The organism is Streptomyces sp. WM6386 (assembly GCF_000972385.1).
Taxonomy (GTDB): Bacteria; Actinomycetota; Actinomycetes; order Streptomycetales; family Streptomycetaceae; genus Streptomyces.
Window position 1 is genome coordinate 77515 of sequence record NZ_JXTE01000027.1, and the last position, 14569, is coordinate 92083.

General features: G+C 70.7%; 12 protein-coding genes, 3 tRNA genes and 1 pseudogene. 8 read left to right on the plus strand and 8 right to left on the minus strand.

The window, feature by feature from the left end; genetic code table 11:
* Positions 1–28 precede the first annotated feature (28 nt).
* From purL to purS, 3 genes are read right to left on the minus strand one after another with little or no spacing between them, the layout of a single operon-like run.
* Positions 29–2287 carry a phosphoribosylformylglycinamidine synthase subunit PurL gene (purL, locus tag TN53_RS18685; protein ID WP_046259668.1) on the minus strand — a complete coding sequence of 753 codons (2259 nt, stop codon included), beginning with the start codon at positions 2285–2287 and terminating at the stop codon, positions 29–31.
* Positions 2284–2964, minus strand: a complete 681-nt coding sequence (gene purQ / locus TN53_RS18690; RefSeq protein WP_046259669.1) for a phosphoribosylformylglycinamidine synthase subunit PurQ — start codon at positions 2962–2964, stop codon at positions 2284–2286. Before purQ ends, purL begins: the two co-directional genes overlap by 4 nt.
* Positions 2961–3224 (minus strand): phosphoribosylformylglycinamidine synthase subunit PurS, encoded by a 264-nt coding sequence (gene purS / locus TN53_RS18695; RefSeq protein ID WP_015659417.1) that lies wholly within the window; start codon positions 3222–3224, stop codon positions 2961–2963. Before purS ends, purQ begins: the two co-directional genes overlap by 4 nt.
* Positions 3225–3516: 292 nt before the next feature.
* On the opposite strand from purS, the gene TN53_RS18700 reads away from it, so the two are divergent.
* The 8 genes from TN53_RS18700 to TN53_RS18735 all read left to right on the plus strand — a co-directional run bounded on the left by TN53_RS18700 (position 3517) and on the right by TN53_RS18735 (position 7969).
* Complete coding sequence (locus tag TN53_RS18700) at positions 3517–3834, plus strand: histone-like nucleoid-structuring protein Lsr2 (protein WP_046259691.1); 318 nt, start codon at positions 3517–3519, stop codon at positions 3832–3834.
* 134 nt (positions 3835–3968) lie between these two features.
* Positions 3969–4040 (plus strand) — tRNA-Gly (locus TN53_RS18705).
* Positions 4041–4137: 97 nt separating this feature from the next.
* Positions 4138–4210 (plus strand) — tRNA-Gly (locus tag TN53_RS18710).
* 128 nt (positions 4211–4338) lie between these two features.
* Positions 4339–5265: an ABC transporter ATP-binding protein gene (locus TN53_RS18715; RefSeq protein WP_046259670.1), complete on the plus strand. Its 927-nt coding sequence runs from the start codon at positions 4339–4341 to the stop codon at positions 5263–5265.
* On the plus strand, positions 5262–6038 hold the full coding sequence (locus TN53_RS18720) for an ABC transporter permease (protein ID WP_046259671.1): 777 nt from the start codon (positions 5262–5264) through the stop codon (positions 6036–6038). Before TN53_RS18715 ends, TN53_RS18720 begins: the two co-directional genes overlap by 4 nt.
* 16 nt (positions 6039–6054) lie before the next feature.
* On the plus strand, positions 6055–7266 hold the full coding sequence (locus tag TN53_RS18725) for a sensor histidine kinase (protein WP_046259672.1): 1212 nt from the start codon (positions 6055–6057) through the stop codon (positions 7264–7266).
* A complete protein-coding gene (locus tag TN53_RS18730) occupies positions 7263–7871 on the plus strand; it encodes a response regulator transcription factor (protein WP_046259673.1) in 609 nt (202 codons plus the stop codon). Before TN53_RS18725 ends, TN53_RS18730 begins: the two co-directional genes overlap by 4 nt.
* Positions 7872–7893: 22 nt before the next feature.
* Positions 7894–7969, plus strand: a tRNA-Gly gene (locus TN53_RS18735).
* Between the two features lie 35 nt (positions 7970–8004).
* On the opposite strand, the gene TN53_RS18740 is transcribed toward TN53_RS18735, so the two are convergent.
* The 5 genes and pseudogenes from TN53_RS18740 to TN53_RS18760 form a co-directional block, all read right to left on the minus strand.
* Positions 8005–8904, minus strand: coding sequence for a phosphoribosylaminoimidazolesuccinocarboxamide synthase (locus TN53_RS18740; protein ID WP_046259674.1), 900 nt, complete (start codon positions 8902–8904; stop codon positions 8005–8007).
* Positions 8905–9049: 145 nt separating this feature from the next.
* On the minus strand, positions 9050–10555 hold the full coding sequence (locus TN53_RS18745) for a N,N-dimethylformamidase beta subunit family domain-containing protein (protein WP_046259675.1): 1506 nt from the start codon (positions 10553–10555) through the stop codon (positions 9050–9052).
* 218 nt (positions 10556–10773) lie between these two features.
* Positions 10774–12630, minus strand: coding sequence for a hypothetical protein (locus tag TN53_RS18750; RefSeq protein ID WP_234441632.1), 1857 nt, complete (start codon positions 12628–12630; stop codon positions 10774–10776).
* A gap of 413 nt (positions 12631–13043) precedes the next feature.
* Positions 13044–14297 (minus strand): phosphoribosylamine--glycine ligase, encoded by a 1254-nt coding sequence (gene purD, locus TN53_RS18755; RefSeq protein ID WP_046259677.1) that lies wholly within the window; start codon positions 14295–14297, stop codon positions 13044–13046.
* A gap of 114 nt (positions 14298–14411) precedes the next feature.
* A pseudogene (locus TN53_RS18760) lies at positions 14412–14569 on the minus strand (DNA polymerase III subunit gamma/tau); the annotation flags it as partial.

A 14569-nucleotide genomic window follows, 5' to 3' on the forward strand; every position in this document is an offset into this window, starting at 1 on the left:
ACCGGGGCCTTCACAGGCGTATCACCGACTAGGCCAGCAGCGCCGGGATCGTCTCCTCGTGCGCCTTGCGCAGCTCCTCCAGGGACAGCTCGAACTCGCCCTGGAGCTCGACCGTCTCCCCGTCCACGACTCCGATGCGGGTGACCGGCAGGCCGCGCGCACCGCACATGTCGTTGAAGCGGAGCTCCTCGGAGCGCGGCACGGCGACGACCGCGCGTCCCGCCGACTCGGAGAAGAGGAGGGTGAAGGCGTCGAGCCCGTCCGGCACGATCAGACGCGCGCCCTTGCCGCCGAGCAGCGCCGACTCCACGACCGCCTGGATCAGGCCGCCGTCGGAGAGGTCGTGCGCGGAGTCGATCATGCCGTCGCGGGAGGCGGAGATCAGGATCTCGGCCAGCAGGCGCTCACGCTCCAGGTCGACCTTCGGGGGAAGGCCGCCGAGGTGGTCGTGCACGACCTGCGACCAGGCCGAACCGCCGAACTCCTCACGCGTGTCGCCGAGGAGGTACAGCAGCTGGCCCTCCTCCTGGAAGGCGACCGGCGTACGACGCGCCACGTCGTCGATGACGCCCAGGACCGCGACCACCGGGGTGGGGTGGATGGCCACCTCGCCCGTCTGGTTGTAGAGCGACACATTGCCGCCGGTCACCGGGGTGCCCAACTGCTGGCAGGCATCGGCCAGTCCACGGATGGCCTCCGCGAACTGCCACATGACAGCCGGGTCCTCGGGCGAGCCGAAGTTCAGGCAGTCCGACACCGCGAGCGGCTTGGCTCCCGTCGTGGCGACGTTGCGGTACGCCTCCGACAGTGCCAGCTGGGCGCCCGCGTACGGGTCCAGCTTCGCGTAACGGCCGTTGCCGTCCGTCGCGATGGCGACGCCGAGGCCGGTCTCCTCGTCGATGCGGATCATGCCCGAGTCCTCGGGCTGGGCCAGCACCGTGTTGCCCTGCACGAAATGGTCGTACTGCGAGGTGATCCACTTCTTGGAGGCCTGGTTGGGAGAGGCCACCAGCTTCAGGACCTGGTCCTTCAGCTCGGCCGAAGTCGCGGGCCGCGCAAGCTTGTTGGCGTCGTCGGCCTGGAGCTCGTCCTGCCAGGACGGGCGGGCGTAGGGGCGCTCGTAGACCGGGCCGTCGTGCGCGACCGTGCGCGGGTCGACGTCGACGATCTTGCCGCCGTGCCAGTAGATCTCCAGGCGGTCGCCGTCGGTCACCTCACCGATGACGGTGGCGATGACGTCCCACTTGTCGCAGATCTCCAGGAACCGGTCGACCTTCTCCGGCTCCACGACCGCGCACATGCGTTCCTGCGACTCGCTCATGAGGATTTCCTCGGGCGAGAGCGTGGAGTCACGCAGCGGTACGTCGTCCAGCGTCACGCGCATGCCGCCGGAGCCGTTGGAGGCCAGCTCGCTGGTGGCACAGGAGAGACCGGCGGCACCGAGATCCTGGATGCCGACGACCAGCTTCTCCTTGAAGGCCTCCAGGGTGCACTCGATGAGGAGCTTCTCCTGGAAGGGGTCGCCGACCTGCACGGCGGGGCGCTTCGACGGCTTGGCGTCGTCGAAGGTCTCGGACGCCAGGATGGACGCGCCACCGATCCCGTCACCGCCCGTACGGGCCCCGTACAGGATGACCTTGTTGCCCGAACCCGACGCCTTCGCGAGGTGGATGTCCTCGTGCCGCATGACGCCGATGGCACCGGCGTTGACCAGCGGGTTGCCCTGGTAGCAGGAGTCGAAGACGACCTCGCCGCCGATGTTGGGCAGGCCGAGGCAGTTGCCGTAGCCGCCGATGCCCGCCACGACACCCGGCAGCACGCGCTTGGTGTCGGGGTGGTCGGCCGCGCCGAACCGCAGCGGGTCCACGACCGCGACCGGCCGCGCGCCCATCGCGATGATGTCGCGGACGATGCCGCCGACACCGGTGGCCGCGCCCTGGTAGGGCTCGACGTACGACGGGTGGTTGTGCGACTCGACCTTGAAGGTGACCGCGTAGCCCTGGCCGACGTCCACGACGCCCGCGTTCTCGCCGATGCCCACGAGCAGCGCATCGGACTGGGGGGCCTTCTCGCCGAACTGGCGGAGGTGGACCTTGGAGGACTTGTACGAGCAGTGCTCGGACCACATGACCGAGTACATGGCGAGCTCGGCACCGGTGGGCCGGCGGCCGAGGATCTCCACGACCCGCTCGTACTCGTCCTTCTTCAGACCGAGTTCGGCCCAGGGCAGCTCGACGTCGGGGGTCGCGGCCGCGTGCTCGACCGTGTCCAGAGGCGTCCGGCTCATGCGTTGACCAGCTTCTTGAGGATCGAGGTGAAGAAGGGGAGACCGTCGGTGCGGCCGGAGCCGATGAGCGGCTCGACGGCGTGCTCCGGGTGCGGCATGAGGCCTACGACGTTCCCGGCCTCGTTGGTGATGCCGGCGATGTCACGGAGGGAGCCGTTCGGGTTGAAGTCGACGTACCGGAAGGCGACGCGGCCCTCGGCCTCGAGCTTGTCGAGGGTGTACTCGTCGGCGACGTAGCGGCCGTCCATGTTCTTCAGCGGGATGTGGATCTCCTGGCCGGACTCGTAGTCCACGGTCCAGGCGGTCTCCGCGTTCTCCACCCGCAGCTTCTGGTCGCGGCAGATGAAGTGGAGGTGGTCGTTGCCGAGCATCCCGCCCGGGAGGAGGTGGGCCTCGGTGAGAATCTGGAAGCCGTTGCAGATGCCGAGGACCGGGAGCCCGGCCTTCGCCTGCTCGATGACCGTCTCCATCACGGGCGAGAAGCGGGAGATGGCGCCGGCCCGCAGATAGTCGCCGTAGGAGAAACCGCCGGGCAGCACCACGGCGTCGACCTGGTGGAGGTCCTTGTCCTTGTGCCAGAGGGCGACCGGTTCGGCACCCGCGAGGCGGATCGCGCGCTGGGTGTCCCGGTCGTCGAGACTCCCCGGGAAAGTGACGACGCCAATACGAGCGGTCACTTCGCGGCCTCCGCGACTTCTTCCACCTTCACGGTGAAGTCCTCGATCACGGTGTTGGCGAGGAAGGATTCCGCAAGATCGTGGATGCGGGCGAGCGCGGCCTCGTCGACCGGTCCGTCAACTTCCAGTTCGAATCGCTTTCCCTGACGTACGTCGGAGATGCCTTCGAAACCCAGACGCGGCAGTGCGCGCTGCACCGCCTGGCCCTGGGGGTCGAGGATCTCCGGCTTGAGCATGACGTCGACTACGACGCGTGCCACTGGCACTCCCGGTGTGTGGTGCTGAGCAAGGTTCCTGAAGGTGTCTGTCCAACAGTGTCTTCAGACTACCCGCACAAAATTTCTACGCGCGTCGACTTGTAGGAAACTACGTGACTGCCGTCACGATCCGGTATCAACGGCCGTGTTCACGAAAATTTCCAGGAAAGATCCCCGATCGACACCCGATACCTATTGCGCTCAGACACGCGGAAGGATTTAGTCGGGCTTCCCATTGCATTGTCGGGCACTGTACAAATGAATTGGCAAGTGCCGTATGAAGGGACCGATATTCGTGGCGCAGAAGGTCGTGGTCACTCTCTTTGACGACATCGACGGCTCGCAAGCGGCGGAAACGATCGCCTTCGGACTCGATGGCAAGTCGTACGAGATCGACCTGAATCAAGCGAATGCCAAGAAACTGCGTAAGGCGCTCGAGCCCTACGTGGACGCCGGCCGCAAGCGGTCGAAGTCCGGCAAGGCCTACCGGCAGACGGAGGTCGCCCCCGACCCGGCGGCCGTCCGCGCCTGGGCCCAGGCGAACAAGATGGACGTGCCCGCGCGTGGCCGTATCCCCAAGAAGGTCTACGAGGCGTTCACCGCGGCGCAGTGACGGCTCACAGGTCGTGCTCAGGGTCCGTCAGCGGACCCTGAGGACAACCGACTTGCGTTGCACCCCACCCGGTCGGCTAGAGTCTGGAGCACGCCGAGGGGCGGGGACGGAAAAGCCCAGCCCACGGAGTACATGCGGGTGTAGTTCAGTAGTAGAACATCCCCCTTCCAGGGGGAAGGCGCAGTGTGCAATTCCTGTCACCCGCTCTGCATCACCGTCTGACCACTCTGGGGGAACCCCCTCTGGGGGAGGATCAGGTAGGATGGTGCTCGCGCCGATCGGTGAGAGCCGGTCGGAGGCAATGCGAACGTAGCTCAGTTGGTAGAGCGCAACCTTGCCAAGGTTGAGGTCGCGAGTTCGAACCTCGTCGTTCGCTCTTGATTCGAAAGCCCCCCGGCTTCTGTCGGGGGGCTTTTTCGTGGTGGGCGTACCCCTGACATTTGTCATGTCGAGTGATGACAGCGCGCACTGCTTCCGGGCCCGGGACGCCGAGATGCTTGGACCATGAACACGAACGTGATTGAGGTCACCGACCTGCGACGCGTCTACGGGGGCGGGTTCGAAGCGGTCCGCGGGATCAGCTTCTCCGTGGACCGGGGCGAGATCTTCGCGCTGCTCGGCACCAACGGGGCCGGCAAGACATCGACGGTGGAACTGCTGGAAGGGCTCGCCCGGCCGACCGGCGGCCGGGCACGGGTGCTCGGGCACGATCCCTACGAGGAGCGGGCCGTCGTCAGGCCGCGGACCGGCGTGATGCTCCAGGAGGGCGGGTTCCCGTCCGAGCTCACCGTCGCCGAGACCGCCCGGATGTGGGCGGGGTGTGTGAGCGGGGCGCGGCCTGCCCTGGAGGCGCTGGAGCTCGTCGGGCTCGCGCGGCGGGCCGACGTACGCGTCAAGCAGCTGTCCGGGGGTGAGCGGCGGCGCCTGGACCTGGCGCTCGCGCTGCTCGGGAACCCGGAGGTGCTGTTCCTGGACGAGCCGACGACCGGGCTCGACGCCGAAGGGCGCCGGGACACCTGGGAGCTGGTTCGGGCGCTGCGCGACGGCGGTACGACCGTACTGCTGACCACGCACTACCTGGAGGAGGCCGAGGGTCTCGCCGACCGGCTCGCCATCCTGCACGAGGGGCGGATCGCGGTCACCGGGACACCGGCCGAGGTGACGGCCGGACAGCCCTCGCGGATCTCCTTCGAACTGCCCGAGGGGTACTTCGTGGGCGATCTGCCGCCGCTCGGTGAGCTGGGGGTGCTGGCCCACGAGGTCGACGGGAGGGTCGTACGGCTGCGGACTCGGGAGCTGCAGCGGGCGGCGACCGGAGTGCTGGTGTGGGCCGAGCGGGCCGGGGTCGAGCTGCGCCGGCTCGATGTGCGGTCGGCGTCACTGGAAGAGGCGTTCCTGGGGATCGCGGCGGCCGAGGAGGTCACGGCATGAGCATCGTCACCACCACACCGGCCGGTCGGATGGGCGCGCTCGCCCGGGCCGAGTTCACGCTGCTCGGGCGCAGCAAGGCCACCATCGTCGCGGCCGTCCTGGTGCCGCTGGCGCTGCCGTTCAGCCTGCGGTCCGTCGTGGACGGCATGGACGTGGAGGAGGCCGGGCTGAGTGTCGGCCTGGTGCTGCTGCCGGCCGCGATCGGGTTCTCGCTGCTGTTCGGCGTGTACGGGGCGCTCGTCGGCATCTACACCGCGCGGCGCGAGGAACTGGTGCTGAAGCGGTTGCGCACCGGGGAGCTGCGGGACGTCGAGATCCTGTGCGGGGCCGCGCTGCCGATCGGGGCGACGGGGCTCGTGCAGTCGCTCGTGCTGGTGGCCGGGAGTACGGCCCTGCTGGACGTACCCGCGCCGAAGGCACCCCATCTCGCCGCCCTGGGGCTGCTGTTGGGGCTGGTGATGTGCGCGGCGCTCGCGGCCGTGACCGCGGCCCTGACCCGGACCGTGGAGAGCGCGCAGGTCACCACGCTGCCGCTCGTGATGATCTCGATGATCCTCTCGGGCGTCACCGTGCCCCTGGAACTGCTGCCCGACGCGTTCGCGACGGTGTGCGGGCTGCTGCCGCTGTCGCCGGTGATCACGCTCGTGCGCGGCGGATGGACGGGCAGCCTGTCGATGTACGAGGCCCTGGGCGCCCTCGTGACCGCGCTGGCCTGGACTTCGCTCGCGGTGTTTGCTGTACGACGGTGGTTCCGGTGGGAACCGCGGCGCTGAGTGCGGGGGCGGGGAAATGAGCGGTTCGGGGGGCTGGTGGCGGCAGAAGAGCACGCCGGCCAAGGTAGAGACGTACACGCGTTGGTCGTTCCACTTCTTCGCGCTGATCGAGGTCGTCTCGATCGGGCTGCCGCTCTTCGGTGAGATGGTGCCCTGGGTCGCGGCTTCGCTGGCGCTTGTGGTGGCCGGGCACGCCGTGGTCTGTGCCGTGACCGCGGCGCGGGCGCTGGACTGGACGCTCGGCCGCCGTGAGCAGCCCGTCCACATGCTGTGGACGCTCGGCGCGATCACCGCGGCGGTCGCCGTCATGGCGATCGTGATCGCGGAGCACGGGCCGAGCGGGGACGACGTCGACACCGCGGCCGGCTCGGTCTTCGCCGTCGTGCTGATCTTCGGGGCGGGCACCTTCGCGCTCGGCGTGCGCAGCCGCCGGCGCATGTACTCCGTCGTCACGGGCTTCGCCGTCGGGGCGGGGCTCGTGGCGTTCGCGGGCAGGCCCGGTCCCGCCGCCCTGATCAGCGTGCTGGTGGTGTTCCTCGGCGGCGGATTCCTCGCCTTCACCTCCGCCTTCTCCGTCTGGCTGCTCAACGCCGTCTACGAGCTCGACGAGGCCCGCGAGACCCGGGCCCGGCTCGCCGTAGCCGAGGAGCGGCTGCGGTTCGGGCGCGATCTGCACGACGTCATGGGGCGCAACCTCGCGGTGATCGCCCTGAAGAGCGAGCTGGCCGTACAGCTGGCGCGGCGCGGGCGGCCCGAGGCCGAGGAGCAGATGGTCGAGGTGCAGCGCATCGCGCAGGAGTCGCAGCGCGAGGTGCGCGATGTCGTACGGGGGTATCGGGAGGCCGACCTCGGGGTCGAACTCACCGGTGCGCAGGGCGTGTTGGAGGCTGCGGGGATTCGCTGCGAGGTGTCAGGGGAGGCGGCCGGGCTGCCGGTGGACGTGCAGTCGGCGCTCGGCTGGGTCGTACGGGAGGCGACGACCAATGTGCTGCGCCACGGAGATGCCGGGCGGTGCGCGGTGGACGTGCGGGTGACTCGCGAGTGCGTGGTGCTGAAGGTGGAGAACGACGGGGTGGCCGCGCCTTCCGGCCCTGGAGGCTCGGGGCTGGCCGGGCTGCGGGAGCGGCTGGCGGCGGTGGACGGGACGCTGGAGGCGGGGCCCGTGGGCGACGGTGTGTTCAGAGTGGTGGCCTCGGTGCCGCTGCGGATGAGTGAGGTCATGGCATGACGGTGCGGCTGCTGCTCGCCGACGACGAGCATCTGATCCGGGGCGCGCTCGCGGCGCTGCTCGCGCTGGAGGACGACCTCGTGATCGTCGCCGAGGCCGCGTCCGGTCCCGAGGCGCTGGCGATGGCGAAGGCACACACTCCCGACGTCGCCGTACTGGATCTCCAGATGCCCGGCGCCGACGGTGTGAAGGTCGCCACATCCCTGCGCACCGAACTGCCCGGCTGCAAGGTGCTGATCGTGACCAGCCATGGGCGGCCCGGGCATCTCAAGCGGGCCCTTGGGGCCGGTGTGCGTGGGTTCGTCCCGAAGACGGTCAGCGCCCAGCGGCTCGCGGAGATCATCCGCACGGTGCATGCCGGAAACCGCTACGTCGACCCGGAGTTGGCCGCCGACGCGATCTCCGCCGGGGACTCACCGCTGACCGCGCGCGAGGCCGAGGTACTGGAACTCGCCGCCGACGGGGCGCCCGTCGCGGAGATCGCCGAGCGGGCCGCACTGTCGCAGGGGACCGTGCGGAACTATCTGTCGTCGGCGGTGTCGAAGCTCGGGGCGGAGAACCGCCATGCCGCGGTGCGGCTCGCGCGGGAGCGAGGTTGGGTATAGTGGTTCTCGCGCCACGGCGCATGCGAACGTAGCTCAGTTGGTAGAGCGCAACCTTGCCAAGGTTGAGGTCGCGAGTTCGAACCTCGTCGTTCGCTCCATGTGAAAGCCCCCGGTCTCCCGGGGGCTTTTCGCGTTACGCCCAGCTGGTGCCGGTCAGTCGCTCGTACGCCTCGACGTACTTGGCACGGGTCCGGTCCACGACCTCCTGCGGCAGCGGCGGCGGGGGCTGCTCGCTCTTGCGGTCCCAGCCGGACTCCGCCGAGGTCAGCCAGTCGCGCACGAACTGCTTGTCGTACGAGGGCTGCGCGCGGCCCGGCTCCCACTGGTCGACCGGCCAGAACCGGGACGAGTCCGGGGTGAGGACCTCGTCGCCGATGACGAGGGTGTCGCCTTCGAAGCCGAACTCGAACTTGGTGTCCGCGAGGATGATGCCCCGGTCGCGGGCGATGTCCCGGCCCCGCGAGTAGACGGCGAGCGTGGCCTGACGCAGCCGGGCGGCGGTGTCGGCGCCGACCTGGCGGGCGACCTCCTCGTAGGAGACGTTCTCGTCGTGCTCGCCGACCGCGGCCTTGGTGGCCGGGGTGAAGATCGGGGCGGGGAGTTCGCTGCCGTCGGTCAGGCCCTCGGGGAGGGCGAGGCCGCAGACCGTGCGGGACTCGTTGTACTCGAGGAGACCCGAGCCGGTGAGGTAGCCGCGGGCGACGGCCTCCACCGGGACCATCTGGAGCGACTTGCAGACGAGCGTGCGGCCCGCCCAGTCGGCCGGGGCACCCTCGGGCAGTTCGGTGCTCAGGACGTGGTTGGGGATCAGGTCCGCGAGCTGGTCGAACCACCACAGGGAGAGCTGGGTGAGGATGCTGCCCTTGTCGGGGATCTCGGTCGGCAGCACCCAGTCGAAGGCGGAGATACGGTCACTGGCGACCATTACGAGGTCGCCCGCCTCGTTCTGGTACAGCTCACGCACCTTGCCGGTGTGGAGGTGCACCAGGCCCGGAACCTGAATCGGCTCGGGCTTTTCTACGAATCCGGACACGGTTCCTCCCCGTGGTTGAACAAAAGGGGCGCCCGCAGGGCTCGAACAGGGTGGTGGTGGGAGACGGGCGGGCCAAGTGGCTCGATTGTCCCGTATCGGGACCCTGGCCAGGGACAGGGGGTCTGCGGCCTGCGCGTCTTCGGCGTCAGTCGCGCTTGCAGATGTGGTCCAGCAGGTTGGCGGTGGCGCGCTGGACGCGGGGGTCCACATGTCCCGGGCGGTCCAGGGACGGGGACCACGCGAAGGTGCCGGACGCGAAGACCAGGGCGCCCGAGGGGGCGCGGTACAGGGATGTCTCCTGGTGGCGGAGGGTGCCCTCGGTGTCGGCGTACGGAGAGTGGGCGAGCAGGATGCGGTCGTCGTGCTCGGGCAGCGGGGTGCGCGGGAAGTAGCGGTCGGCCTCGCCCGCGACCAGTCCCTCGATCTCGTCGCCCTCGTGGGCGCCGGTGGCCTCCCAGAGCCAGTGGTCGGCGTTGCGCACGATCAGCGGACGGGGGTCGGGGACCCGGCCCGCGTACTGGATGCCGACCACCTGCTGCTCGGGGCGGTCGACCTCGCGCCACAGCACCGGTCGGCCCGGGCCCCGGCGCTTGCGGCAGGTCAGGAGGCGGTCGGGGACGCCGGACGGGGACGGGCCCAACTCCACCTGCCAGTACATGGTGTTGGCGGAGAGGAAGACCAGCGATGTGCCGTGGTCGCGGGCGCGCTCCACGGTGCGGCGCATGTTCGCCGACCAGTACTCGTCGTGGCCCGGGAAGACCAGGCCCCGGTAGCGGGTGGGGTCGACGCGGCCGGAGTGCAGGTCGCGGGCGTCGGCGTAGGCGAGGTCGTAGCCGTAGCGCTCGGCGAAGCGGATGAAGTCGTAGGCGTGCCCCACGTGCAGGGGGAGGCCGGCGCCGGCGTACGGGCGGTCGAAGGAGACGGTCGTGGCCGCGTCGGACTCGCCCAGCAGACAGCCTTCCTCGTCCCAGGCGTGATAGAGGCTGGCGCCCGTGCGGCCGTCCTCCGGGTAGAGGTTGTACGCCTGCCAGGTGACGTCCGGCAGGAGGAGCAGCAGGTCCGCCGGGTGGTCGTGGCGGACGGTGAACGGGACGTGGGAGCGGTAGCCGTCGGCGGTGGTCAGGACGGCCACGTATGCCCCGATGCTCCAGAAGGAGGGGATCTGAAGGCGCCAGCTCAGCCACCAGTGGTGGCAGGAGACCGTGCGGTCCGCGGTCAGCGGCGGGGGCTGGACGATGCCGGAGAGGCGGGGGCTGGTGGTGATCTTGGCGGCGCCGTCACCGCCGTAGTGGCCGATGCGGTACACGTCGACGGCGAATTCCTGGGGCGGGTCGACCGTGATGTGGAAGTCGATGGCCTCGCCGGGGGCGACCGCGCTGGTCGAGGTGAAGCCCTTGATCTGGCGGCGTACGTCGTCCGCGGCACGGGGGCCGCCGGCGCTGCGGGGGGCCGGGATACGAGCGGTGCCGGTCCGGCCGTCGGCGGGGGTCTGCTGCGGGGCCGCTTCCACGTACCAGGGGACCACCTGGCCGGTGTCGTCGAAGTACGTCTCGTCACCGCGGAGCCAGGGGACGGGGCCCTGGCCGAAGGGGTCCGTCACCGCGTGCGCCAGCGCTCCCGACTCCCAGCGGCGGATCTGCTCCGACCCCATGGCTGCTCCCCTCCCTCGTGCCCCCGTGTGTGAGTGCGGTCGTCCGTTCGTGCTTGTGACGCGTGTCTTATGTCGTAAGCCCTTGCCATGTGCCCGATCGGTCCCAGCACATCACATTACGCACGCACGCGGTCACTATTCGTTGCGAATTGGCCGAAAGTGGAATGAGGGCTTCCGGTAAGGGAGTTGTGCGGCGGCGCCTGCCGGGCGGGGCACGCTCAGACGAGGCGGACCGGCTTCTCCGGGCGTATGCCGGACTCCAGCAGCCAGGCGCGCAGGGGGACCGGGTCGCCGTCCACGACGAGGCTGAGGACCACGGGGCTGAGGTCGGCTGCGCGGTCGCCGTTGATGAGAAGGGTCGGGCCGTCGAGCCAGTCGAGGCCCGGGGTGGCACCCGCGGTGTCCATCGCGGCACAGCAGACCATGGCCGTGACGTGGTCGGTGAGGAGTTCGCGGGACGTGCGGGGCGGCTGGGGCGGGAAGAGGGGGAGCGCGCCGTCGTCCCAGAGGGTGGTGTCGGGGCCCTGGGGGGTGGGTGCGGTGGCGTCCTCGCGGGCCAGTTCCGCGGTGAGGCCTGCGGCGAGGGTGGCGGTGCGTTCGTTTTCTTGTTCGTCGGCGTCGGCGTCGGCCGCGGCCTCGACCTCGCCTTCGGCGAGTGTGTTCCTACCCGCGCCGTCCAGGACAGTTTCGTCGTCGGGTGCGGGTTGCCCCTGTGAGGCGCGGTCACCGTCGGCGGCCGCGGGTTCGGCTGTCGTCAGGGGTACGGACGCCGGGTCGGACTCTGCGTGCTTCGCACCGTCGGCCGCCGACGTCGCAAGGTAGTCCAGGACCCTGGACAACGTCGGGCCGTCCGTCTCCGGGCCCGTGGTCTCGGGGGTCCGGCGTACGCCCTGTGCGTCCAGGACTCGGTGGAGGCGGGCCGCGTCGCGGCGCCACTTCCGGTCGACGACCTCTTCGGGGTACTCCTGCCAGCCGACCGGGGACCAGTCGGGACCGGACTCCGCCGGGCCGCCGTGGAAGAGGCGGGCGGCCAGGAGGGAGGTGGCCTCGTCGATCGTGCCGGGTTCTTCCAGGAGGTCACAGGCGGGGCGCTCACCCAGACGGGAGGCGAAGCCCTCGGCCAGGCGGTCCCGGCGGGAGAGTTCCGTGAGTGCCGCCACCACTCCCGCGTCCAGGCGGGACGGCCAGCGGCCCATCCGCCAGGCGGGCAGCGCCACGCGGGTCAGGAGGCGGTCCCAGCCGGCGTAGGCCAGACCCACCTGCTCCTGGGCGACGATCCGCAGGCCGTAGTCCACGCCCTGTGCGCGCTCGGCCGCCGCTGCGGCGACCCCTCGCTCCATCTTGGACGCGTGCTCCCGGCAGCTGTGCAGCAGCAGACGGGCCACCCAGCCGACGCCGGCGCACACCGTGCGGGTCGGCAGACAGCGGCCGGATGCCGAGGACACGGCCACCGCGGCGTCCAGGCCGCGGACGAAACGGCGGGCCGCGGCTATGTCCGGGTGTGCCGAGGGGCCCGTGCCGGCGACGACCGGGGCGAGGACCGCGCGGAGCTCACCGACCCGCATCCACCACAGGAACGGGGAGCCGATGACCAGGACGGGCGCCGCCGTCGTACGCCGCGAGCCGCGCGCGCCCGTGAGCTCGTCGCGGTCCTCCTGCTTCGGCGGGCCGTGGGACGGGTGGGTGCGGTCCTCCAGCCAGCTGTCGCAGTCCGGGGTGAGCGCTATCGCGGACGGGGCGGGCACATCGAGACGGTCGGCCAGGTCGCGCACCATGCGGTACAGGTCCGGCGCCGACTCCTCGGCGATCGGGACCGTCGGACTCATGGCGGGGCGGGCACGGGCGACGACCAGGGCGATACCGGCGGCGGCCAGCAGGACGAGCACGGCGAACGGCGTGACGACCCAGCGGGCCGCATGCCAGCCCGGGCCCACGAGGTGGCCGGTGGAGCCTCCGGCGTACAGCACCACGGCGACGGCCGCCGGCAGCAGCGCGACGGCCAGCGCCCGGCTGCGGATGCGCAGCACGGCGAGCGCCCAGGAGCGCGCGGCCTGTGCGCCCGCCTCTCCACCCATACCGGTCACGACCGGGTGTCACCCCCTCCGTGCTGTCCTGGCTGCCTGACTGTCCTGGCGTTGCTCACTCCCCCACTGTGGCACCCCCCACTGACATCGCAATGCCGGTGGGCCAAGTGCCGGAACGCTTGCGCCGCACCCTAGTTGGGGCCCCTGCCCACGTCACCCGGAAAAGGGATCGGTCACTCGATGGAATGGCTTTGGGGAAAGGTGGATGACGGACAGCGAAGATCAGGCCTTGGTTCTTGACCCAAGTTCAGCCCCCCGTCCGGCGTGCGGTGCCCGGCTGGTGGCGGGGCCCGTGCCGGGGCCGGGCACGCGTCAGGCCCCGAATCCTGAGACGGATTCGGGGCCTGTCGGGTTCATCCGGTCTGCCGGTTGTTCCGGCTGTGCTCGCTGTCCGGTTGTCCTGGCTATTCGCCCGCCGCGGCCTTCGCCGCGATGTCCGTACGGTGCTGGGAGCCGTCGAGACGGATGCGGGAGACCGCCCGGTACGCGCGGTCGCGGGCCTCGTCCAGGTCCTTGCCGGTCGCCGTGACGGACAGGACGCGGCCGCCGGCGCTGACCACGGCGTCGCCGTCGTGCCTGGTGCCGGCGTGCAGGACGTACGCGTGCGGAGCGTCCTCGGCGGCCACCTCGTCGAGGCCGGTGATCGGGTCGCCGGTGCGCGGGGTGCCCGGGTAGTTGTGCGAGGCGACGACCACGGTGACCGCGGCGTCGTCGCTCCAGCGCAGCGGCGCCAGGTCGACGAGGTCGCCCTTGGCGGCGGCCAGCAGGAGACCCGCGAGGGGGGTCTTCAGGCGAGCCAGGACCACCTGGGTCTCGGGGTCGCCGAAGCGGGCGTTGAACTCGATGACACGGACTCCGCGCGAGGTGATCGCGAGACCGGCGTAGAGGAGCCCGGAGAAGGGGGTGCCGCGGCGGCGCATCTCGTCGACGGTCGGCTGGAGGACGGTCTGCAGGACCTCCTCCACCAGCTTCGGGTCGGCCCAGGGCAGCGGGGAGTACGCGCCCATGCCACCGGTGTTGGGGCCCTCGTCGCCGTCCAGGGCGCGCTTGAAGTCCTGGGCGGGCTGGAGCGGGACGACGGTCACGCCGTCGGTGACGGCGAAGAGGGAGACCTCGGGGCCGTCGAGGAACTCCTCGATGACGACACGCTCACAGGAGTTGGCGTGCGCCCGGGCCGCCTCCAGGTCGGGCGTGACGACGACACCCTTGCCGGCCGCGAGACCGTCGTCCTTGACGACGTACGGGGCGCCGAAGGCGTCGAGGGCCTCGTCGACCTCCTCGGGGGTCGTGCAGACGTAGGAACGCGCGGTGGGGACGCCCGCCCCCGCCATCACGTCCTTCGCGAAGGCCTTGGAGCCCTCGAGCTGCGCGGCCTCCCCGGAGGGGCCGAAGACCGGGATGCCGGCCTCGCGCACGGCGTCGGACACCCCCGCGACAAGGGGTGCCTCCGGGCCTACGATCACCAGCTCGGCGCCGAGTTCGGTGGCCAGCGCGGCGACGGCCGTGCCGTCCAGGGCGTCGACCTGGTGCAGCTCGGCGACCTCGGCGATGCCGGCGTTGCCCGGGGCGCAGTACAGCGCGGTGACGTCGGGATCGAGGGACAGGGAGCGGCACAGGGCGTGTTCGCGGGCGCCGCTGCCGATGACGAGGACCTTCACGGGGTCAGCGTAACCGGCTCGGGGCCCGGCAAATTGTGCGGGTTGCCGAAGGGGCGGGGGAACGGGGTTTGTGGGTTTCTCCGAAACGGGGGTCCCACCTCGCCTGAGGAGCCCCTATTCGTTGGTGAACTCCTCCATCACCGTCGCTCCCAGCTCCCGCACGATCAGTTCGCGGCCGGAGAGGGCCGATTCGTTGAGGTCGGGGTCGTCGTCCTCGGGGATGTCGTCCTCGGGGGAGACCGGGGGCGGCTCCGGGGCGTACGGCCGGGGGG

What these genes read in the sequence shown, in the direction of transcription:
- purL (WP_046259668.1), bottom strand. Translation starts at nt 2,287, where the DNA reads ATGAGCCGGACGCCTCTGGACACGGTCGAGCACGCGGCCGCGACCCCC.
- TN53_RS18715 (WP_046259670.1), top strand. Translation starts at nt 4,339, where the DNA reads ATGAACACGAACGTGATTGAGGTCACCGACCTGCGACGCGTCTACGGG.
- TN53_RS18720 (WP_046259671.1), top strand. Translation starts at nt 5,262, where the DNA reads ATGAGCATCGTCACCACCACACCGGCCGGTCGGATGGGCGCGCTCGCC.
- TN53_RS18725 (WP_046259672.1), top strand. Translation starts at nt 6,055, where the DNA reads ATGAGCGGTTCGGGGGGCTGGTGGCGGCAGAAGAGCACGCCGGCCAAG.
- TN53_RS18730 (WP_046259673.1), top strand. Translation starts at nt 7,263, where the DNA reads ATGACGGTGCGGCTGCTGCTCGCCGACGACGAGCATCTGATCCGGGGC.
- TN53_RS18745 (WP_046259675.1), bottom strand. Translation starts at nt 10,555, where the DNA reads ATGGGGTCGGAGCAGATCCGCCGCTGGGAGTCGGGAGCGCTGGCGCAC.
- TN53_RS18750 (WP_234441632.1), bottom strand. Translation starts at nt 12,630, where the DNA reads ATGGGTGGAGAGGCGGGCGCACAGGCCGCGCGCTCCTGGGCGCTCGCC.